Below are 21921 nucleotides of genomic sequence, written 5' to 3'. Positions count from 1 at the left end.
CGACTCCGGGAAATAGCCCATATACTTTTAGTATTTTGGCTATTTTTCAAATATCATCTTTAATCATCATTTTTTTTCGGATTAGCTCATGACGGAAGCGCAAAGACATCAGATTCTACTGGACCTGCTGGCGCAAGCGGGTTTTATAACAGTAGAGCAGGTGATTTCCCGTCTGGGGATCTCACCCGCCACGGCCCGCAGGGACATCAACAAGCTTGATGAAAGCGGCAAGCTGAAAAAAGTGCGCAACGGCGCCGAGGCCGTAAACCAGCAGCGCCCGCGCTGGTCACCGATGAACATTCACCAGGCACAAAATCACGACGAGAAAGTGCGCATCGCGAAAGCGGCGTCGCAGCTGGTGATGCCAGGTGAAAGCGTGGTGATCAACTGCGGATCGACCGCTTTCCTGGTGGGTCAGGAGATCTGCGGCAAACCGGTACAGATCATCACCAACTATCTGCCGCTGGCGAATTACCTTATCGATCAAGAGCACGACAGCGTGATCATTATGGGCGGGCAGTACAACCGCAGCCACGCCATCACGCTCAGCCCACAGGGCAGCGAAAACAGCCTGTACGCCGGGCACTGGATGTTTACCAGCGGCAAAGGGCTGACGGCGGAGGGGTTATACAAAACTGACATGCTCACCGCCATGGCAGAACAGAAAATGCTGAACGTGGTGGGTAAACTTGTGGTACTGGTCGATAGCAGCAAGGTTGGCGAACGGGCGGGCATGCTGTTCAGCCGCGCCGATGAGATCGATATGCTGATCACCGGCAAACAGGCTGATCCGGAGATCCTCAAGAAGCTTGAGGATCAGGGTGTGAAGGTCATCCGCGTTTAAAGATACTGGCGGAAAAAGGCCACCGTACTGTCCAGCGCTTCAGGCGTAATACGGTGGCGAACGCCCGCCTGCCAGACACAGGTAAGACGCGCGTCCAACCCGGACTCACATAGCGCCTGCTGTAGACGGAACGTCTCCCCCGCCGGCACCACATCATCCTCCTCTCCATGCCAGAGCAGCAAAGGCCGGTCCGCCAGACGTGCCAGTTGATGTCCGATATCCCACTTCGCCAGCGGTGCCAGCAGGCGCGCCTTCTCGATGGTGTTTGCTGCTGACGGTGGGAATAAGGTCTGGGAAAGCGAAGTGAAATAGCCCGACCCCATCAGGCTCGCCACGCACTTCAGCTCCGGATGCTGCGCCATCAGCCCCAGCGCGGTCATGCCACCCATCGAGGCTCCCGCCACCGCTAACCGCCCATCGCTCACCAGCCCGCTTGCCAGTAGCGCATCGCGTAGCGCCGGGAACTCGGTAAAGTTCTGCACCAGAATCTGCCAGAAATGCTGTAGCCGCTCGGCGCCATCACCGTTAAAGCGCTCCCCGTGCTCGGCAGCGTTGGGCATCACCACCCGAAAGCCCGCCTGCGCTAACGCCACGGCAAAATAGCTATAAACAACGTTCGACGAGGTGAAACCGTGATAAAACACTATGCTGGGAAGCGCCTTTTCACTACATCCCTTTGGGTAAGCATGCAAAATTTGCTGTCCTGCCAGGGTACGCATTTCCAGTTCAATCATGGGTTATCTCCTTTAGCTATGCTGAGATGGCATACGAAAATTGATGCAGTATGATGACGACAATACCCCTGATTTATAACATTGAGAACCCGGTTACGAAATCGTGATATTTTCATTCGAAAATAGCGCTATGGTTAACAAATCAGGAACATTCGCCTAAAGCGAAATGTTTTCCCCACTACACTATGACTATCAGGAAACGGGAAATGGCTAAACGACGGTTTATCCCACTGTTGCTGGCGCTCTTGTTGAGCGGTTGTACCATTCTGGAAGGCACTCCTGAAGCGCCTCCACCGGTCACCGACCACCCGCAGGAGATTCGCCGCAACCAGACGGAAGGTTTGCAGCGCATGGGTACGGTTAGCGCGTTGGTGTTTGGCTCTCCGATGGATGTTGAAGCGTCTATCAAAGAGAAAGTCACCGCGCAAAAGGCAGATTACTACGTGATAGTCATGATGGATGACACCGTAGTGCCAGGCCAGTGGTATGCGCAGGCCATCCTTTACCGTAAGTAGTTTTACGAGCTTTACGTAGGTTTGCACCGTTTCACGTTTCCCTGATGCACAATGGCGCCTCTGTCTGGATACAGGATATGCGTCTGCTATGGACTGCCCCCACTGGGTTATGTGAAATGGAGCTGACGATGAAACAAACACTTACCTTATCTACCCTGCTTTTGTCAGGCGGCAGCCATGCCGCGGCGGCGCAATCTGCAGAGTTCGCCAGCGCAGACTGCGTAACGGGGCTAAATGAAATTGGGCTGATTTCGGTGAATAACGTCACCGGAAGCCTGGAAGATGTCGAACAGGTCATCGCCCGTAAGGCGGATGAACAGGGCGCTTCCTGGTATCGTATTGTGCAGATGTATGAAGAGCCCCAGCAGGATAACTGGCGTGCACAGGCGATTATCTATGCCTAACACTCATCACTAGTGGAAGAAGCGTTACGCTCGTCACGCCTCTTCCACCCGCTTCTCTTGCCTATCGTCCTCCGCCCGTCGCCCGACACAGCAGGTCATTCATCACCGCCTCATTGAGCAACGCACCGCCTCGCGGATCCAACATCATCCGGCACCAGGCCTGAGCCATCGGCGGCGACGCATGACGCAGCATCTGTGCGCCAACCCCCAGCAGGTACAGCTGATGCGTGATTTCACGTCCCTGAGATTCGGAAGGCTTCCGCAGCCGCTGCTGTAGCTGCCGCCAGTGCCGGTCAAAATGCCGATCCTGGCCCTTCACCTCATTGCATTCAGCCATCAGCAGCGCCACGGCATCCGGCTGCTTCACCAGCACTCGTAGCACGTCGAGACACATAATATTGCCTGAGCCTTCCCAGATACTGTTAACCGGCATCTCCCGGTACAGGCGCGGCAGCTCGCTCTCTTCGCAGTAGCCGATCCCACCCAGCACCTCCATCGCCTCCGCCACAAACGGAATGCCCGCCTTGCAGATGGCAAATTTGGCTGCTGGGGTGAAAAGACGCGCCCACAGCGCCTCCTGTGGCTGATGATTCTGACCCCAGGCGCTGGCAAGACGGAACATAAACGCGGTCTGCCCTTCCAGCTGGAGCGCCATTTTCCCCAGCACCTGGCGCATCAGCGGCAGGTCGACAAGGTTATGGCCAAATGCCTGACGCTGGAAGGCGTGGTACAGCGCTACCGACAGCGCGCGACGCATCAGACTATGGCTGCCCAGCGCGCAGTCAAAGCGCGTCAGTCCGCCCATTTTGAGGATTTGCCGGATACCGTCGCCCTCTTCGCCCAGCGGCCAGCCAAGCGCCTGCTGGAACTCCACTTCGCTGCTGGCATTGGCGCGATTGCCAAGCTTGTCTTTCAGCCGCTCAAGGCGAATCGCATTGCGGGTGCCATCAGGCAGCAGGCGCGGTACAAAGAAACAGGTTAACCCGCCGCTGGCCTGTGCCAGCACCAGATGCGCATCGCTTTGCGGCACCGAATAAAACCATTTATGCCCGGTAAGCTGATAGCTGCCGTCCTCCAGCCGTTCCGCCCGCGTGCTGTTGCTCAGCACATCCGAACCACCCTGTTTTTCGGTCATCCCCATGCCGATCAGAAGCCCGCGTTTCTGCGCACCCGGTAGCTGGTGCGGATCATAGCGATCGCTAAGCAGCGCCGAGCGCCAGTCGGCAAAAAGCGGCGGCAGTGTTTTTAGCAGCAGCGGCGTGGCAGCAAAGGTCATGGTAATGGGGCACAGCGTGCCGGCTTCCACCTGCGCATGCAGCATAAAGCGCGCGGCGCGAGCGACAAACGCCCCGCTGCGGGCCTCTTCCTCCCAGGGAAGGTTATGCACCCGGTTAGCGCAAAGCCCCTGCATCAGCAGATGCCAGGCGGGGTGAAAGCGAACATCGTCAAGCCGCTGCCCCTGTGGGTCATAGCGTAATAGTTCAGGAGGATGAGCGTTGGCAAGTCTGCCAAGCTCCAGCGACTCGGCGGTGCCAAGCTGTTGGCCGATGCTCGCCAGCAGCTCGCTGTCCCAGCCGGCATCATAGCGGGTAACAGCCTCACGCAGCGCGACGTCAGAGAGGAACAGGTTGCTGTTATTTAAAGGGATAGGTTGATTAAAAACGGTATGTGTTTGCCAATTCATTGTGTCTCCCTCCGTCAATGGGCAACCAGTTAAGTATGGACGGTCAGGGAAGATGCACAATAAAAAAGCCACCCGAAAGGGTGGCTTAGATCATACAGAGCGTGGTTTGACGCAGAACCCGGCGGCGCTTCGCCTGGACGGGCTGCAGGCTTTGTAGACCTGATAAACACAGCGCCATCAGGCGGTTAGCTGCGCTGGCGCACCGCTTCAAACAGGCAGATGCCGGTTGCCACGGAGACGTTCAGCGACGATACGGTGCCCGCCATTGGAATGCTGATCAGCTCATCGCAGTGTTCGCGGGTCAGACGGCGCATACCTTCGCCTTCCGCCCCCATCACCAACGCCATCGCGCCGGTCATTTTGCTCTGATACAGCGTGTGGGTCGCTTCACCGGCGGTGCCAACAATCCAGACGCTCTCTTCCTGCAGCATACGCATGGTACGCGCCAGGTTGGTTACGCGGATCAGCGGTACGCTTTCGGCGGCGCCACAGGCTACTTTTTTCGCCGTCGCATTCAGCTGCGCCGAACGGTCTTTCGGGACGATAACCGCGTGCACGCCAGCGGCATCGGCGCTACGCAGGCAGGCACCGAGGTTGTGCGGGTCAGTCACGCCGTCGAGGATCAGCAGGAACGGGCTGTCGAGCGAAGCGATCAGATCCGGCAGATCGTTTTCCTGATACTGACGGCCCGGCTTCACGCGCGCAATAATGCCCTGGTGCACGGCACCTTCGCTTTTCTCATCCAGGAACTGACGGTTCGCCAGCTGAATCACCACGCCCTGCGCTTCGAGCGCATGGATCAGCGGCATCAGGCGCTTATCGTCGCGGCCTTTCAGAATAAAAACTTCTTGAAAACGTTCAGGCGCGCGCTCCAGCAGTGCCTGCACTGCGTGGATGCCGTAAATCATTTCACTCATGAATATACTCGTTGTTAATTCTACGTTGTGATTACCCTCCCCCTAGCCCTCTCCCTGGAAGGGAGAGGAACAGCCCTCCCTCGCCCCTAAGGGGAGAGGGTCGGGGTAAGGGGAATGAGGTTATTCCGCTACTTTCTTCTTCGCGGCGCGCTTAGCTTTGGTCGCTGCGGCGATTTTCTGGGTTTTGGTAGAAGGCTTTTTGGCCTTCTTCGCCGCCCCTTTCTCGGTAGAAGCCGGTTTAGCTTTCGCTTTACCTTTCTTCTCACCGCGGAAGGCGCTGTCCGGCTCAAAGTTCGTGCGCTTGCCCGCCTGACGACGACGGCTGGCGTTCGGCTTGCCGCCGCTGCCTTTCTTCGCTTTCTCGCGCTCGGTTTTACCGACGTTACGCGGACCGCGCTCGCTGGAGATCAGCGAGAAGTCGATTTTACGCTCGTCCATGTTGACCGCTTCCACGCGAACTTCCACGCGGTCGCCAAGACGATAGGTCTGGCCGCCAGATTCACCAATCAGACGCTGACCGACCTGGTCAAAGCGATAGTAGTCGTTGTCCAGTGAAGAAACATGAACCAGACCATCGATGAACAGCTCGTCCAGACGCACGAAGAAGCCAAAGCCGGTCACGCTCGCGATCACGCCGTTAAAGACATTACCCACCTGATCCTGCATGAAGTCACACTTCAGCCAGTCAGATACGTCACGGGTGGCTTCGTCAGCGCGGCGTTCGGTCATCGAGCAGTGCTGACCCAGCTGCAGCATTTCTTCCATCGAATAATGGTAGCCGCCGGTATCGGTGCTGTTGCCCTTATGGCCCTGCTCTTTCGCCAGCAGATACTTAATGGCGCGGTGCAGTGACAGGTCAGGATAACGACGAATCGGCGAAGTGAAGTGCGCATAGGACTGCAGCGCGAGGCCAAAGTGACCGCGGTTTTCCGGGTCATAGATAGCCTGTTTCATCGAACGCAGCAGCATGGTTTGCAGCATTTCGGCGTCAGGACGGTCGGCGACGGATTCCAGCAGCTCGGCGTAGTCACGCGGCTCCGGTTTGTTGCCGCCAGGCAGTTCGAGGCCAAGTTCAGACAGCACCGAACGGAACGCGGTAATCGCTTCGGTCGTTGGCTTGTCGTGAATACGGAACAGCGCAGGCTCCTGAGCTTTCTCGACGAAACGCGCCGCCGAGATGTTCGCCATGATCATGCACTCTTCAATCAGTTTGTGCGCGTCATTACGCTGGGTCTGTTCGATACGCTCAATGCGGCGCTCGGCGTTGAAGATGAACTTCGCTTCTTCGCTCTCAAACGAGATCCCGCCACGCTCAGCGCGAGCCTGATCCAGCACTTTGTAGAGGTTATGCAGCTCTTCAATGTGTTTCACCAGCGGCGCGTACTGTTCACGCAGCTCCTGGTCGCCCTGCAGCATATGCCAGACCTTGGTATAGGTCAGACGCGCGTGGGAACTCATCACCGCTTCGTAGAATTTAAAGCCGGTTAAGCGGCCCTTCGACGAGATGGTCATTTCGCAAACCATACACAGGCGGTCAACCTGCGGGTTCAGCGAGCACAGGCCGTTGGAGAGCACTTCCGGCAGCATTGGCACAACCTGCGTTGGGAAGTAGACCGATGTACCGCGGTTGCGCGCTTCGCCATCCAGCGGCGTCGGTGGGCGCACGTAGTAGCTGACGTCAGCAATGGCAACCCACAGGCGCCAGCCGCCACCGCGTTTTTTCTCGCAGTAGACCGCATCATCGAAGTCACGGGCGTCTTCGCCGTCGATGGTGACCAATGGCAGGTCGCGCAGATCTACACGACCCACTTTCGCCTCTTCAGGCACCTGCTCTTTCAGCCCGGCAACCTGTGCTTCAACCGCTGGCGGCCAGACGTAGGGAATTTCATGGGTGCGCAGCGCCATCTCAACGGCCATGCCGGTACCCATGTTGTCGCCCAGCACTTCAACGATTTTACCAATCGCTTTGGTACGGCGGGTTGGGCGCTGGGTCAGTTCGACCACCACCACAAAGCCCATGCGTGCGCCCATCACCGACTCAGGCGGGATGAGGATATCAAAGCTCAGGCGGCTGTCGTCCGGGACGACAAAGCCCACACCGGCGTCGGTAAAGTAGCGGCCGACGATCTGCGCATTACGCGGCACCAGTACGCGGACGATACGCGCTTCGCGGCGGCCTTTACGGTCCGCGCCCAGCGGCTGTGCCAGCACTTCATCGCCGTGCATGCACATTTTCATCTGTTCACTCGACAGATACAGGTCGTCTTTACGGCCTTCAACGCGCAGGAAGCCGAAGCCATCGCGGTGGCCGATGACCATGCCTTTCAGCAGGTCGAGACGTTCCGGCAGCGCATAGCACTGGCGGCGGGTAAAGACCAGTTGCCCATCGCGCTCCATAGCGCGCAGGCGGCGGCGCAGCGCTTCAATCTGCTCTTCGCCTTCAATATTGAGTTCGACGGCCAGTTCTTCACGGTTGGCCGGTTTTTCGCGTTTTGTTAAGTGTTCGAGGATAAATTCCCGGCTCGGGATAGGATTCGAATATTTTTCTGCTTCGCGTTCCAGGAAAGGATCTTTTGACATGTCGGTTCCTCCGTCATCATCGCTGCTGGCGGGAGTCGTTACTCCACCAGCAATAATTTATATAGTGGTTGATTCTTTTCAACCAAATCAGCCAGTGTGTAGTTATCCAACTCCTTGAGAAAACATTGCACGGCTTGAGCAAGCGCCTGTTTCAAACGACAGGCTGGCGTAATATGGCAAAATTCGCTGCTGCAGTTCACCAGCGATAACGGTTCGAGTTCACGCACCACGTCTCCGACGCGGATATCCTTTGCTGGTTTACCCAGACGGATCCCGCCATTTTTTCCCCGCACGGCCATCACGTATCCGGCGCGACTGAGCTGGTTGATTATTTTAACCATATGGTTACGCGACACGCCGTAGACCTCGGTTACCTCCGAGATGCTGGTCATGTTGCCTTCCGGCAGTGACGCCATGTAGATCAGCGCACGTAGTCCATAATCGGTAAAACTTGTTAACTGCACATCAACCTCAGGAAAAAGGGGAAAAACAGGGTGAGCCTGTTGATATTAATTATATTGATGATAAACCAGCCAGCGACTGAGCCGCTAATTTATTTCAGTTCGGGAAGGAAAAAGCGAGGATTTAACGCACGATTAAGCCGGATGGTGACGCTTTACGTCTTATCCGGCCTACCGAGTAGTAGGCCTGATAAGCGCAGCGCCATCGGGCGCTGCACGACGAACCAGAATTATGCGTCGAACGGGTCGCGCAGGATCATGGTTTCGGTACGGTCTGGGCCAGTCGAAATAATATCGATCGGCACGCCGGTCAGTTCTTCAATACGCTTGATGTAGTCCAGCGCTGCCTGTGGCAGGCCGCTACGTTCCTTCACGCCAAAGGTGGTTTCAGACCAGCCCGGCATGGTTTCATAGATTGGCTCGATACCTTCCCAATCATCAGCTGCCAGCGGAGTGGTGGTCACTTCGCGGCCATCCGGCATGCGGTAGCCCACGCAGATCTTCACTTCTTTCAGGCCGTCCAGAACGTCCAGCTTGGTCAGGCAGAAGCCGGACAGGGAGTTGATCTGCACTGCGCGACGCACGGCAACGGAGTCCAGCCAGCCGGTACGACGACGACGGCCGGTAGTGGCGCCGTATTCGTTACCCTGCTTGCACAGGAACTCACCGGTTTCATCAAACAGTTCGGTCGGGAATGGACCGGCACCCACGCGAGTGGAGTACGCTTTGATGATGCCCAGTACGTAGTCAACATAGCGCGGGCCAAGGCCAGAACCGGTTGCTACGCCACCTGCGGTGGTGTTGGAAGAGGTCACGTACGGATAGGTACCGTGGTCGATATCCAGCAGCGTACCCTGCGCGCCTTCGAACATCACGAAGTCACCGCGCTGACGAGCCTGATCCAGCAGGTCAGAAACGTCAACAACCATGCTGGTCAGGATGTCGGCAACCGCCATCACATCGTCCAGCACTTTCTGGTAGTCAACCGCGTCAGCTTTGTAGAAGTTCACCAGCTGGAAGTTGTGATATTCCATCACTTCTTTCAGTTTGTCGGCGAAGGTTGCTTTATCGAAGAGGTCACCCACGCGCAGACCGCGACGAGCCACTTTATCTTCGTAAGCAGGACCGATACCACGACCGGTAGTACCGATAGCTTTCGCACCACGAGCTTTTTCGCGAGCGTTATCCAGCGCGACGTGATAGTCGAGGATTAACGGGCATGCTTCGGAAAGCAGCAGACGTTCGCGAACCGGGATACCACGGTCTTCCAGGCCTTTCATCTCTTTCATCAGCGCAGCCGGAGACAGCACAACACCGTTACCGATGATGCTGGTTACATTCTCACGGAGAATACCTGATGGAATAAGATGGAGGACGGTTTTTTCACCGTTGATTACGAGAGTATGGCCTGCGTTGTGACCACCCTGATAGCGAACAACATATTTTGCACGCTCAGTAAGAAGATCGACGATCTTCCCTTTACCTTCGTCACCCCATTGGGTGCCCAGTACGACGACGTTGTTACCCATTTTTCAAAATCACCGATTGCTTAAAAATGGATTCTACCATCGCTTTTTCAGATATACAGCACTTTTTACCCATAAAATCGTGCTTTAGTGTTCTCTTTTTAATCAGCCAATCGTTTTCGTCAACATGTAGTAGATCACGACTCCAGCGACCACAAGACCACCGCCAAATCGACGTAACATCGTATCCGGTAATTGAGTCATCGTAGAAATCATCTTGCGCCAGGCTTTCGGATAAAGCATCGGCCCCAGGCCTTCAAGCACTAACACCAGCGCAAGCGCCAGCCAGATTGTGGAATTCATTGATCATCCTTATAAAAGAAAACCACCGACTCCCAAAGGAGGCGGTGGTTTTGTTCAGGCTTGCGCGCGATTAACGCGTCGTGTTGCCTGGGTTCTTCATGTAGCGGAAGAAGTCGCTATCCGGGCTCAGTACCATCACGTCCTGATTGCTATCGAAGCTCGCTTCGTACGCACGCAGGCTACGGATGAAGGCATAGAAGTCTGGATCCTGGCTGAAGGCATCAGCAAACAGCTTAGCGGCTTCTGCATCACCTTCACCACGCATGATACGACCCTGACGTTCAGCTTCTGCCAGCGTCTTCGTCACTTCATAGTCAGCGGTAGCGCGCAGTTTTTCTGCCTCTTCCTGACCCTGTGAACGGTGACGACGGGCAACAGCTTCACGCTCGGCGCGCATACGGTTGTAGATAGCTTCAGAAACCTCTGCAGGCAGGTTGATCTGCTTAATACGCACATCGACCACTTCAATCCCTAACGCCGCCATACTGTTCGGGTTAATGGTTGGCCCTTTGATGTTTGCCTGCTGCTCTACACGCTCAGCGGCTTCGGCAATCGCGTTATCCGCAGCTGGCGTAGCCACTTCGTCCTCAGCACCGGAAGAACCGGAGTTCAGGGCGTCACGAACTTCCAGCGTCAGACGACCACGGGAGTCGGTAACGATGTCTTTCACGTCCAGACGACCAATCTCAGAACGCAGACGGTCAGAGAACTTACGTTTCAGCAGTACTTCGGCCTGGGAGACGTCACCGCCGCCGGTCGCCAGGAAGTAACGGCTAAAGTCGCTGATGCGCCACTTGATGTAAGAGTCGACGATCAGGTCTTTTTTCTCTTTGGTCACGAAACGGTCGGCCTGGTTATCCATGGTCTGGATACGGGCATCGAGCATTTTCACCGACTGAATGAACGGCACCTTGAAGTGCAGACCTGGCTCATAAATCAGCGGTTTCTTGTCGCCGTCACGCACGACGCTGCTGAACTGGAACTTAATCCCACGCTCGCCTTCTTTAACCACGAAGATAGAGGTGTAAAGCACTACCAGCACGATGATGATAATCGCAATAACTGACTTACGCATCGTTATTCCCCCTGACGCTGGTAGTCGTTACGCTGCGCGTTAGCGCGGCGTTGGTCCATGATATTGCCCTGACTGGCAGACGACGTGTTGCTTGCGCTGCTGCTGGAAGAGGACGCAGGCGGCAGGCGCAACAGGTTATTCGCACCACTGCTATCGCTCTTTGCTGCCGGGGCGTTGCCGCCTTTCAGCATTTGATCCAGCGGCAGTACCATCAGGTTGCCATTCTTGTTGTCGCTAACCAGCACTTTGCGGGTATGGCTAAGCACTTTTTCCATGGTCTCGATATAGAGACGCTCGCGGGTAATCTGCGGTGCGGCTTTATATTCCGGCAGGATTTTCGCAAAGCGCGCCACTTCACCCTGTGCTTCCAGTACGGTCTGAGTCTTATACGCACGCGCTTCTTCCAGAATACGCTGCGCCTGACCGTTCGCACGTGGCTGCACTTCGTTGGTGTACGCTTCCGCTTCACGGATGTACTGCTGCTCGTTCTCACGTGCGGCAATCGCATCATCAAACGCGGCTTTCACCTCTTCCGGCGGACGAGCGGCCTGGAAGTTGACGTCCAGCAGGGTGATACCCATGTTGTACGGACGGATGGTCTCTTCCAGCTCGCGCTGGGTATCGCTACGAATAACGGTACGACCTTCGGTCAGAATACGGTCCATGGTGTACTTGCCGATAACGCCACGCAGGGCGCTGTCGGTAGCCTGACGCAGACTGTCATCAGCGCTGGTCACGCTGAACAGATATTTCTGCGGGTCGGTCACGCGGTACTGCACGTTCATTTCAACGCGCACGACGTTTTCGTCGGAGGTCAGCATCACGCCGGACGCGGCCAGTTCGCGAACCGCTTCAACGTTCACTGGAGTGACTTCATCAACGAAGGTCGGCTTCCAGTTCAGACCCGGCTCAACCAGATGGCTGAACTTACCAAAGCGCGTCACGACACCACGCTCGGCTTCTTTAATGGTATAGAACCCGCTGGCCGCCCAGATGACGACAACGGCTGCGGCAGCGATACCGACAATACGTCCGCCCATAGGACTACGCGGCCCCTGGGTTGAACTTCCGTTGCCGGAACCCCCTTTACCGCCCCCAAATCCACCGAGCTTTTTGCTCAGCTTACGGAAGATATCATCCAAATCCGGCGGACCCTGATCGCGACCGCCTTTATTTCCATTCCCCCCGGAGTTGCCGCCTTGATTATTGCTGCTTCCCCACGGGTCGCGGTCTTGTCCGTTATTACCGGGCTGATTCCACGCCATGTTTATGCTCCATATTTGTTATGCGGTGATATACCTTTTCCCAGTTCAGATCTTTTCGCGGTTAACCGTCATCGCCTTCCTGGTGGTGACGGTCGCGTTGAGGCGATCTGAACCGCTGGGTGCCCAAAGGGCTAATGTTCAGGCAAGCTGCACGGTCAGACGACGTAGTCTGCCAGTGTCGGTTCTTGTTTACAGAGGCGACGCCAGTCGACAATTGGCATACGAACCTGCAAATTGACGCAGCCGTCCTCCTCCATCCACTCTTTTTCAATTGCCTGAAGCTGGTAAAAGCGGCTACGCAAACGCCCGGCCTGCGGAGGTAAACGCAGCGTGTGCTGCGCAACTTCGCCGGCTAACCGTTCGGTTAACGCCTGAAAAAGGAGTGGTATGCCTACCCCGGTTTGCGCAGACAGCCACACCCGGATAGGTTTGTTCTCTTCATCACGATCAATACGCGGCTCGAAATCGTCCAGCATATCGATTTTGTTCATCACCAGCAGGGTTGGGATCTCGTGCGCGTCGATCTCTTCGAGAACCGTGTTCACCGCGTCGATGTTTTCCTGTACCCGAACGTCCGCTGCGTCAATCACGTGAAGCAACAGCGTCGCTTCGCGGGTTTCCTGCAAGGTGGCTTTAAAGGCCGCCACCAGATCGTGCGGCAGGTGACGAATAAAGCCTACGGTATCCGCCAGCACGGTTTCGCCCACGTCCGCCACGTCAATACGACGCAGCGTTGGGTCAAGGGTCGCAAACAGCTGGTCGGCGGCGTAAACCTCCGCCTGCGTAATATGGTTAAACAGCGTCGATTTGCCGGCGTTGGTGTAACCCACCAGCGACACCGTTGGCACATCGGCCTTCACGCGGGCACGACGTCCCTGCTCACGCTGTTTCTCTACTCGCTCAATGCGCGAGAGGATCTGCATAATACGGTTACGCAGTAAACGACGGTCGGTTTCGAGCTGGGTTTCACCCGGGCCGCGTAAACCGATACCGCCTTTTTGTCTTTCAAGGTGTGTCCAGCCGCGCACCAGACGCGTGGCCAGATGGCGCAGCTGCGCCAGCTCAACCTGCAGCTTACCTTCATGGGTACGCGCACGTTGGGCGAAAATATCTAAGATCAGACCGGTACGGTCGATAACCCGGCATTGACACAGGGCTTCAAGGTTACGCTCCTGCGCTGGGCTAAGTGCATGATCGAACAGCACAACGGAAGCGCCCGTCGCTTTGACGGCTTCCGCAATCTCGACAGCCTTACCTTCACCAACAAAATATTTTGGGTGCGGCGCTTTACGGCTACCAGTAATCACCTGCAATGCTTCGACGCCGGCGGAAGAGACCAGAGATTCAAACTCCTGGAGGTCTTCCATATCTTTGTCTTGCGTAAAATAGATGTGTACCAGCACCGCCTGCTCACCGGCGTCATAACGGTCAAACAAGCGTTATATCTCCTGAAATACCAGCGGGGAACCCGAATAATCCGGCTCCCCGACATGGATAAACAGCCATCAACCTTATTCGGTTTCTTCGCTGTCTTGCGACGCAGAACTCTGCGCGTTGCTACCGTGGTGGTAGTTGCTGCCAGTGCCGCCGCCAGCATTGTTGCTGTGATGGGAAACTGGACGAGACGGAACTACGGTAGAAATTGCGTGCTTGTAGACCATCTGGCTGACCGTGTTTTTCAACAGGATCACGAACTGGTCAAAAGACTCAATTTGCCCTTGCAGCTTAATACCATTCACCAAATAAATAGAAACTGGAACACGTTCCCGACGCAGTGCGTTCAGGAACGGATCTTGTAAAGATTGCCCCTTAGCCATTCTCTCTTTTCCTTATATGCTTATTTGTACTTATACACGTCGTCTTTCAAGCCGCATTGCGGCAACTTGAGCGATGTTGCGTATGAACCTTACGATTCTGAAAATTGCGCACGATACGACTCAATTTTACACATTCAGTCTACACTAGCACCCACTACCTGTAATAATTGGCTAAACGCCTGCTCCGGCTGCTCACTATCTAACCAGTGAACCCCTTCCCAACCGCGTAACCACGTCACCTGGCGCTTCGCTAGCTGTCTCGTGGCACAAACTCCTCTATAAACCATTTCATCATATGAAATCTCGCCTTCAAGGTACGACCACATCTGGCGATATCCCACACAACGAATGGAAGGCATATCCGTATGCAAATCTCCACGGGCAAATAGCGCCCGCACTTCTGCTTCAAAACCTGAAGCTAACATCTGATGAAAACGCTGCTCAATGCGCTGATGGAGCAGTTCACGGCTCGCCGGGGCGATGGCGAACTGATGCACCTTATAGGGCAGAGCGTCTCCTGACGTTTGTGTCAGCTCCGTTAAAGTTTTACCCGAAATGAAAAAAACTTCCAGTGCTCGGGAAAGTCTTTGCGGATCATTCGGATGAATACGCTCAGCGGCAACGGGGTCGATTTCCCGTAGCTGCTGATGCAGCGCCATCCATCCTTGCTCTGCCGCCTGCTGCTCAATCCGCGCCCGAACTTCCGGGTCGGCTGAGGGCAGCGGTGATAAACCTTCAAGCAACGCCTTGAAATACAACATCGTGCCACCGACCAGCAGCGGAATTTTCCCTGCGGCGGTGATCTCCGCCATCTGCGCAAGCGCATCGCGGCGGAAGTCCGCCGCAGAGTATGCCTGCGACGGATCGAGAATATCTAACAGTCGATGCGGCGCGGCTTCTAGCTCTTCCGCACTCGGCTTAGCGGTGCCGATATCCATTCCCCGATAGATGAGGGCAGAATCAACACTAATCAACTCTACTGGCAAAACTTTACGTAATTCAATAGCCAGCGCCGTCTTGCCCGAAGCGGTTGGCCCCATCAAAAAAATTGCCTTAGGCAGGCTCGCCTCGGTTACGTCACTCATGTCTCAGGGCGTTCATCGCAGAATCTAAATCAACGGGTTGTAACAGACCACCCGGCGGAGCTTTGACCAGATGCGGGCAAAGACGTTCAACGTCTGCCAGCATCGAAATGGCCTGCGCCATGTTCCATTGCGCGTGATCGCTTGCCAGATTACGGGCCAGCCACTGCGCAACGTTCCCGGCGTCAACCATACTCTGCTCCACCAGGTAGCCTATCAGTTCAGGAATCAAGATTTGTAAATTTTGTTGTCGTAAGGGTAAAGGCACGGCGCGGATCGTGGCGTGCTGCCCTTCGAGCAGTATTTCAATGCCGAGCAGGTTCAACGTTTCTTGAGCCCGCTCCAGCGTTTTCCGCTCGTCGTCGGTCACCTTTAGACGCAGCGGGATCAGCAGCGGCTGCGCGCAGATAGTTGCCTCACCCGGCGTCAACTGCGCCTGGCGCAGCCAGCGCTCCGCGACCGGCAACGCCAGCAGGCTGAGCTTGTCGCCACGCTCCAGCAGCGCACAGCTATCGGCGACAATCGCCAGCACACGCCCGAAGCTCTGGCTGTGCCCGGCAAGATTATCCGCCTCCGGTGCTTTTACCGGTTCCGGCGTCTTCTCTGGGGTATTCAGCAGTTGGCGATAGAGCGCCCCCTGCTGTTTCTGATAGCCCGGCTGAGCGTTTGGCCAACTGCCGTTGGCACCACCACCGCTACTTCGCCCAGCGCTACCGCCGCCGGTTGGCGCTTGATAGCGCGGCATATCTGGCTCGCGTGCCACCGCCGGTTCAGCAAACTGGTTGCGTCCAGCGGCAACGCGGTTCTCCGGCAGAACGCGCGGCGCCGGTTCATCATCTTCCGCCAGCGGCAGAGGCGCATCCAGCTGCTGTTGCAGCACGCTGAGCACCCCTTGATAGATAAAATCATGCACCAGGCGGGACTGATGAAAACGCACCTCGTGCTTCGCCGGGTGAACGTTCACGTCGACCTGATGCGGGTCAATCTCGAGATAAAGAACAAACGCCGGCTGCTGGTCAGCGCCGAGTTTATCTTCACACGCCTGACGAATCGCATGGTTGATGAGCCTATCGCGCATCATGCGGCCGTTCACGTAGCAGTACTGTATTTCAGCCAGCGCAGGCGTGGTGTGTTTCGGGTCAGCCACCCAGCCGTGCAGCGCCAGGTCGCCGTGCTGCCACTCAATGGCCAGCGCATGCTCAAGGAACGGCACGCCGCAAATCGCCCCCAGCCGACGCTCTTTCGGTGCGCCTTCGGCCACCGCGCGATACTGGCGAACCACTTTGCCGTTGTGGGTCAGGTTAATGCTCACATCGAAGCGCGCCAGCGCAATGCGGCGAACAATCTCATCGATATGGTTGAATTCGGTTTTCTCGGTGCGCATAAACTTGCGCCGCGCCGGGGTGTTGTAGAACAGGTCCAGCACTTCCAGCGTCGTCCCTACCGGATGCGCCGCCGGTTTTACCGTCACGTCCTGATCGCGCCCTTCTGCGTAGGCCTGCCACGCCTCCTGCTGCTCTGCGGTCCGTGAGGTGATGGTCAGACGCGAGACCGAGCTGATACTCGCCAGCGCTTCGCCGCGAAAACCTAAGCTGATAATCGCCTCAAGGTCATCAAGCGAGGCGATTTTACTGGTCGCGTGACGTGCCAGCGAGAGCGCCAGCTCGTCTTTTTTGATGCCGCAGCCGTTATCGCGAATACGGATAAGCTTGGCGCCGCCGCGTTCGATATCAATATCGATGCGGGTTGCTCCCGCATCGAGACTGTTCTCCACCAGCTCTTTCACTACCGATGCAGGCCGCTCAACCACTTCACCCGCGGCAATCTGGTTCGCAAGCTGCGGCGGTAAAACCTGTATCGGCATGAAAACTCCTTAGTTAACGAGCGTCCTGGATGATGACGCGGCGCTGGCGGTCTGCGACTGTTCGTCACGAGGGCCGGATTGTATCGGATGCGCCGTGAAATAGTTACGTAAACCGTTATAAATAGCTTCCGCGATCTTCTGTTGATAATCATCGCTGCCCAGCAGGCGCTCTTCGCTGCTGTTACTGATAAAGCCGGTTTCGACCAGAATGGACGGAATATCCGGCGAACGCAGCACGCCAAGGCTGGCATGTTCAGGGCGACGTTTATGCAGATTCCCCACCTGCTGAAGCTGGCTGATCACGCTGGTCGCGACATCATACCCTACGCGCTGCGAATGGCCGAACTGCAGATCCAGCACCGCCTGGCTCAGGTATGGATCAGCCTGGCTGTTGGCCAGTACATCACCCGCGCCGCCCAGTAGTTCGGACTGTTTCTCATGCTGTTCGAGCCAGCCCGCCATTTCGCTGTTCGCGCGACGGTTAGAGAGCACCCATACGGAAGCACCGGTCGCATCGCGGTTCGGCGCGGCATCCGCGTGAATCGACACCAGGAAAGAGGCATTCTGCTTACGCGCCACATCAGAACGGCCCATCACCGAAATAAAGTAGTCGCCGTCGCGGGTCAGCACGCCCTTAAACATCGGGTCATCGTTTAACAGCCCACGCAGCTTACGCGCAATGGCGATGGTGACGTTTTTCTCACGCGTGCCGCCAGGACCAATCGCCCCAGGGTCCTGACCGCCGTGACCGGCGTCGATAGCGATAATCACTTTATCCCCCGAGACACTGCGCGCGCGGGAAGACGGACGCGGGGTTGGCGTCACGGTGCTGGCAATCGCCGGCTGGCGTTCGCCGCTGAAGCTGCCGCTATCGTTACCGCTGTTCGTAGTGCTACCGCCGTTACGGCTGCCGCTGAACGGGTTACGCCCCGGCTGCGTCGGTGCTGGCGTTACAACTGGGGTTTCCACTCGCTTCGCCACGACTGGCGGTGGAGGCGGCGGTGGGGGAACGTCGGCGTTAATGGTAAACACCACGACATAGTTCGCGCCATTCTGCTGCTTCACCGCTCGGGTTTTGCCGTTCTCGGTCAGATCGACCACCAGTCGTAAAGTCTGATCGTCTTTCGGCGTACCGGAACGAATGGCTTTCACCAGGTTGTTGCCGCTAAAGCGCAGCGGCAGCCCCTGAATCACGCCAGTTTGTTTGATATCCAGCACGACGCTACGTTTGTCGTCCTGGCTAAAGTTGTACTCTGGATCGCCCATAAAGCTGAACGTGATCCGCGCCTGCGTTTCACTGTTCGCCACCTGAATATCGGATAAACTCGCCGCCATTGCCGGTACACCGACCAGCATCAGCGCGGCCATCAACCACCCTTTTGCGCGAAAAATCATCCTGGGATCCCTTAAATTAACCGGCAAACCGCGCCAGCAGAGACTCACCTAATGAGGAGACCGCGCTGATGCGCGCCTCACGCCCTTGCGCCTGGTAATCTAAGTGTATTTCGATATCCGGCTCGGGCAGAACACCTGCGCCCTGTTGCGGCCATTCCACCAGGCAGATGGCATCGTTAGCAAAGTAATCGCGGATCCCCATAAATTCGAGCTCCTCGGGATCGGCAAGGCGGTACAGATCAAAGTGATAAACCATCAGGTCGGCGAGCTGATACGGCTCGACCAGGGTATAGGTGGGGCTTTTGACGTTGCCGTTATGACCTAACGCCTGCAGGAATCCACGGCTAAAGGTGGTTTTCCCGGCACCTAAATCGCCGTACAGATAGATGACGGTTGCACCGACGCAGGCTTTCGCCACTCGGTTGCCAAGGTCCAGGGTTGCCTGCTCGTCAGATAAAGGAATCACTCGATTAGTCATGGTTTACGTCAATCACATCCGGGTTAACAACACGCCGTAGCGTGGAAAAGAGGTCTGTCGCGAGCATACCGCGGGTGCCATAGCGCGCCGCCAGTTCATCGGCGGCGGCACCGTGGGCGATACACCCTGCGCACGCTGCATCATACGGCGATAATGCCTGCCCCAGCAATGCGCCGATGATGCCCGAAAGCACATCGCCCATTCCGCCGCTGGCCATACCGGCATTTCCCGCATCAATAATTCCGATCGCGCCCTGCTCATCTGCCACGACCGTACCGGCGCCTTTCAGCACCACCGCACCGCCGTACCGTTTTACCAGACGCTGCGCGGAAAGTAAGCGATCGTTCTCAATGTCGGCCACCCGACAGTTGAGCAGCCGTGCGGCTTCGCCGGGGTGCGGCGTGATCACGCGATTGTGACGTTTATCCGGTTTGATTGCCAGCAGGTTCAGCGCATCGGCATCCCAAAGGGTGGGTTTACGGAAATTGTCGATTTTCCGCAGCGCCTGTTTGCCCCATTCGGCCTGCCCCAGGCCGGGGCCAATCACGATAGCATCCGCCCATTCCAGCGCCTCATCGAGGGTCTGCGGCGTCAGTTCATGCACCATCAGTTCAGGCCGTGCGGTAATAATCGGCGCGACGTTTTCAGTGCGAGTCAGCACCCGCACCAGCCCCGCACCGGCTCGTAGTGCCGCCTCACCGGTCATACGGATAGCGCCGGCAGTACCCTGATCGCCACCGATCACCACCAAACGACCGTGATCGCCTTTGTGCGACGTTGGGCGGCGTGGCGCAAACCACTGGATCAACTGTGAAGCATCAAATCGATGAATGTTGGTGTGCTGGGTTGCCAGCCAGGCATCGAGACCCAGCGCATCATGGTGCAGATGCCCAACAACGTCGCGCGCCTTGCCGGTCAACAGACCTGGCTTCAGAGCGATAAAGGTGATGGTGTGAGCGGCCTGGATAACCGCGCCGGGCGTCGTGCCGGTCTGAGCGTTCAGCCCGGAGGGAATATCCAGCGCGATAATCGGTGCCGGGAAGGCGTTAGCCCGCTCAATCAGGCTCGCGACGTTCTCGCGCGGTGCGCTTTGTAGTCCGGTGCCGAGCAGGCCATCAATAATCAGATCAGCATCCTGCGACCAATCCGAATCCGCCGGGTAAATCTCGCCGCCCACCGCACGCCACGCCTCACGAGCCGCGTGTGCCTCTTCTGGCAGCGGCTTATCGCTGGCTATCGCCAACAGCGTCACCTGAATACCAGCGGCCTGCGCCAGCCGCGCAACCTCGTAGCCATCACCGCCGTTATTGCCATGCCCGCAGAGGACAATCCAGCGACGGCGAGCGGGATACGCGGCACGCGCGAGGTTAAACGCCGCTTCGCCCGCGCGCTGCATTAGGGTGTAAAGGGAAAGGCCGAGGCTCTGTGCCGCCGTTTTTTCAGCGCGACGCAGGTCATCCGCAGGCCAAATGGAGTGTGGTATACTTTGGGGGTTACTCGTCAATGTATGGTCCGTCATGTCACAGCCCCTCGATCTCAATCAATTAGCGCAACAAATCAAACAATGGGGCACCGAACTGGGCTTTCAGCAGGTCGGCATCACCGATACCGATCTCAGCGCCTCCGAGCCCAAACTGCAGGCATGGCTGGATAAACAATATCACGGCGAGATGGAGTGGATGGCGCGTCACGGTATGATGCGCGCGCGTCCGCACGAACTGCAGCCCGGTACGCTCCGGGTGATTAGCGTTCGCATGAACTATCTTCCCGCCAATGCGGCCTTTGCCAGCACGCTGAAAAATCCCGATCTAGGTTACGTCAGCCGTTATGCCCTGGGGCGTGATTATCATAAGCTGTTGCGTAACCGCCTTAAAAAGCTCGGCGAAATGATTCAGGAACAGTGCGTCTCGCTGAATTTTAGACCGTTTGTCGACTCTGCGCCTATTCTTGAGCGCCCGCTAGCGGAAAAAGCAGGAATTGGCTGGACAGGTAAGCACTCGCTTATCCTCAACCGCGATGCCGGATCGTTCTTTTTCCTCGGCGAACTGCTGGTTGATATCCCCCTGCCCATCGATCAACCGGTAGCCGAAGAGTGCGGGCGCTGCGTGGCCTGCATGACCATCTGCCCCACCGGCGCGATCGTCGAGCCCTACACCGTTGATGCTCGCCGCTGTATCTCCTATCTGACCATCGAACTCGAAGGCGCCATCCCGGAAGAATTTCGTCCACTATTGGGCAATCGTATTTACGGCTGCGATGACTGCCAGCTAATCTGCCCGTGGAACCGCTTCTCACAGCTGACCGATGAAGCCGACTTTAGTCCGCGCAAGGCGCTGCATGCCCCTGAGCTTATCGAGCTGTTCGCCTGGAACGAAGCACATTTCCTGAAGGTGACGGAAGGTTCGGCCATTCGCCGTATCGGCCACCTGCGCTGGCTGCGCAATATCGCCGTTGCGCTGGGTAACGCCCCGTGGAGCGACGCTACGCTAAACGCGCTGGAGAGCCGCCGAGGTGAGCACCCACTACTCGATGAACACATTGAATGGGCTGTGTCGCAGCAAATTACGCGTCGAAATGAGAACGTGGTTGAGGTGCAGCTGCCGAAGAAACAGCGTCTGGTGAGAGTGGTGGAAAAAGGGCTACCGCGCGATGCGTGATATATTCACAGCCTGTGAGTAAAAATAAAAAGACATTGCGTTTCAACACGCCAAAGTTCGTCAAGCGATCTCGCTAACATTTTGAAATGATATATCTCATTACATTTCAATAAGTTAAGAAAAACTGTAAAAATTCAGAAAACATTAGCGAGCGAAGAACGTGATAACAGCCTGTGGATAACTCTGTTTACAAGAGTATTTCAGAAACGAAAAAAACAACCTCAATGACTTAACGCATTGTGGAAGTATTTTTGATTTGGAAGAAAATTTGGAGCGGGAAACGAGACTCGAACTCGCGACCCCGACCTTGGCAAGGTCGT

Annotated in this window: 20 protein-coding genes; 4 read left to right on the top strand and 16 right to left on the bottom strand. The window is 56.5% G+C overall.

What is annotated here, in order from left to right; translation table 11 throughout:
• Positions 1-88 precede the first annotated feature (88 nt).
• Complete coding sequence (ulaR, locus tag V6940_RS19535; RefSeq protein ID WP_333496999.1) at positions 89-844, top strand: HTH-type transcriptional regulator UlaR; 756 nt, start codon at positions 89-91, stop codon at positions 842-844.
• Here the strand turns inward: ulaR and yjfP are convergent.
• Positions 841-1578: an esterase gene (gene yjfP / locus V6940_RS19530; RefSeq protein ID WP_333496998.1), complete on the bottom strand. Its 738-nt coding sequence runs from the start codon at positions 1576-1578 to the stop codon at positions 841-843. The two genes, ulaR and yjfP, sit on opposite strands and share 4 nt — an antisense overlap.
• Positions 1579-1784: 206 nt before the next feature.
• On the opposite strand from yjfP, the gene bsmA reads away from it, so the two are divergent.
• Both bsmA and yjfN read left to right on the top strand, forming a co-directional pair.
• On the top strand, positions 1785-2093 hold the full coding sequence (gene bsmA / locus V6940_RS19525) for a biofilm peroxide resistance protein BsmA (protein ID WP_220439642.1): 309 nt from the start codon (positions 1785-1787) through the stop codon (positions 2091-2093).
• Positions 2094-2209: 116 nt separating this feature from the next.
• Positions 2210-2497, top strand: coding sequence for a DUF1471 family protease activator YjfN (gene yjfN, locus V6940_RS19520; protein ID WP_305067772.1), 288 nt, complete (start codon positions 2210-2212; stop codon positions 2495-2497).
• Between the two features lie 61 nt (positions 2498-2558).
• Here yjfN and V6940_RS19515 read toward each other — a convergent pair whose 3' ends face one another.
• The 15 genes from V6940_RS19515 to nnr form a co-directional block, all read right to left on the bottom strand.
• A complete protein-coding gene (locus V6940_RS19515) occupies positions 2559-4181 on the bottom strand; it encodes an isovaleryl-CoA dehydrogenase (protein WP_333496997.1) in 1623 nt (540 codons plus the stop codon).
• Positions 4182-4366: 185 nt separating this feature from the next.
• Positions 4367-5098 carry a 23S rRNA (guanosine(2251)-2'-O)-methyltransferase RlmB gene (gene rlmB / locus V6940_RS19510; protein ID WP_035893302.1) on the bottom strand — a complete coding sequence of 244 codons (732 nt, stop codon included), beginning with the start codon at positions 5096-5098 and terminating at the stop codon, positions 4367-4369.
• A gap of 120 nt (positions 5099-5218) precedes the next feature.
• On the bottom strand, positions 5219-7678 hold the full coding sequence (rnr, locus tag V6940_RS19505; RefSeq protein ID WP_333496996.1) for a ribonuclease R: 2460 nt from the start codon (positions 7676-7678) through the stop codon (positions 5219-5221).
• Positions 7679-7716: 38 nt separating this feature from the next.
• Positions 7717-8142: a nitric oxide-sensing transcriptional repressor NsrR gene (nsrR, locus tag V6940_RS19500; RefSeq protein WP_035893314.1), complete on the bottom strand. Its 426-nt coding sequence runs from the start codon at positions 8140-8142 to the stop codon at positions 7717-7719.
• 227 nt (positions 8143-8369) lie between these two features.
• Positions 8370-9668 carry an adenylosuccinate synthase gene (purA, locus tag V6940_RS19495; RefSeq protein WP_185669316.1) on the bottom strand — a complete coding sequence of 433 codons (1299 nt, stop codon included), beginning with the start codon at positions 9666-9668 and terminating at the stop codon, positions 8370-8372.
• Positions 9669-9770: 102 nt separating this feature from the next.
• Positions 9771-9968: a DUF2065 domain-containing protein gene (locus tag V6940_RS19490; RefSeq protein ID WP_064546860.1), complete on the bottom strand. Its 198-nt coding sequence runs from the start codon at positions 9966-9968 to the stop codon at positions 9771-9773.
• Between the two features lie 70 nt (positions 9969-10038).
• Positions 10039-11043, bottom strand: coding sequence for a protease modulator HflC (hflC, locus tag V6940_RS19485; protein ID WP_333496995.1), 1005 nt, complete (start codon positions 11041-11043; stop codon positions 10039-10041).
• A gap of 2 nt (positions 11044-11045) precedes the next feature.
• Positions 11046-12308: an FtsH protease activity modulator HflK gene (gene hflK, locus V6940_RS19480; protein WP_035893322.1), complete on the bottom strand. Its 1263-nt coding sequence runs from the start codon at positions 12306-12308 to the stop codon at positions 11046-11048.
• Positions 12309-12463: 155 nt separating this feature from the next.
• A complete protein-coding gene (gene hflX, locus V6940_RS19475) occupies positions 12464-13744 on the bottom strand; it encodes a ribosome rescue GTPase HflX (RefSeq protein ID WP_333496994.1) in 1281 nt (426 codons plus the stop codon).
• Positions 13745-13819: 75 nt separating this feature from the next.
• Positions 13820-14125: an RNA chaperone Hfq gene (gene hfq, locus V6940_RS19470; RefSeq protein WP_333496993.1), complete on the bottom strand. Its 306-nt coding sequence runs from the start codon at positions 14123-14125 to the stop codon at positions 13820-13822.
• Positions 14126-14259: 134 nt separating this feature from the next.
• Positions 14260-15210, bottom strand: a complete 951-nt coding sequence (gene miaA / locus V6940_RS19465; protein ID WP_333496992.1) for a tRNA (adenosine(37)-N6)-dimethylallyltransferase MiaA — start codon at positions 15208-15210, stop codon at positions 14260-14262.
• Entirely contained in the window at positions 15203-17071 is a 1869-nt protein-coding gene (gene mutL, locus V6940_RS19460; protein ID WP_333496991.1) for a DNA mismatch repair endonuclease MutL, read from the bottom strand. Before mutL ends, miaA begins: the two co-directional genes overlap by 8 nt.
• Positions 17072-17080: 9 nt before the next feature.
• Positions 17081-18466 (bottom strand): N-acetylmuramoyl-L-alanine amidase AmiB, encoded by a 1386-nt coding sequence (amiB, locus tag V6940_RS19455; RefSeq protein ID WP_333496990.1) that lies wholly within the window; start codon positions 18464-18466, stop codon positions 17081-17083.
• Positions 18467-18482: 16 nt separating this feature from the next.
• Positions 18483-18944, bottom strand: coding sequence for a tRNA (adenosine(37)-N6)-threonylcarbamoyltransferase complex ATPase subunit type 1 TsaE (tsaE, locus tag V6940_RS19450; protein WP_123651147.1), 462 nt, complete (start codon positions 18942-18944; stop codon positions 18483-18485).
• Complete coding sequence (gene nnr / locus V6940_RS19445; protein ID WP_333496989.1) at positions 18937-20463, bottom strand: bifunctional ADP-dependent NAD(P)H-hydrate dehydratase/NAD(P)H-hydrate epimerase; 1527 nt, start codon at positions 20461-20463, stop codon at positions 18937-18939. Before nnr ends, tsaE begins: the two co-directional genes overlap by 8 nt.
• Between nnr and queG the strand changes: the two genes are divergently transcribed.
• Positions 20462-21601, top strand: coding sequence for a tRNA epoxyqueuosine(34) reductase QueG (queG, locus tag V6940_RS19440; RefSeq protein ID WP_333496988.1), 1140 nt, complete (start codon positions 20462-20464; stop codon positions 21599-21601). The genes nnr and queG overlap by 2 nt on opposite strands.
• Positions 21602-21921: the final 320 nt, after the last annotated feature.

This window comes from Kluyvera sp. CHPC 1.251 (genome assembly GCF_036759945.1).
Taxonomy (GTDB): domain Bacteria; phylum Pseudomonadota; class Gammaproteobacteria; order Enterobacterales; family Enterobacteriaceae; genus Kluyvera; species Kluyvera sichuanensis.
This window is presented reverse-complemented; position numbering and strand designations above follow the sequence as displayed.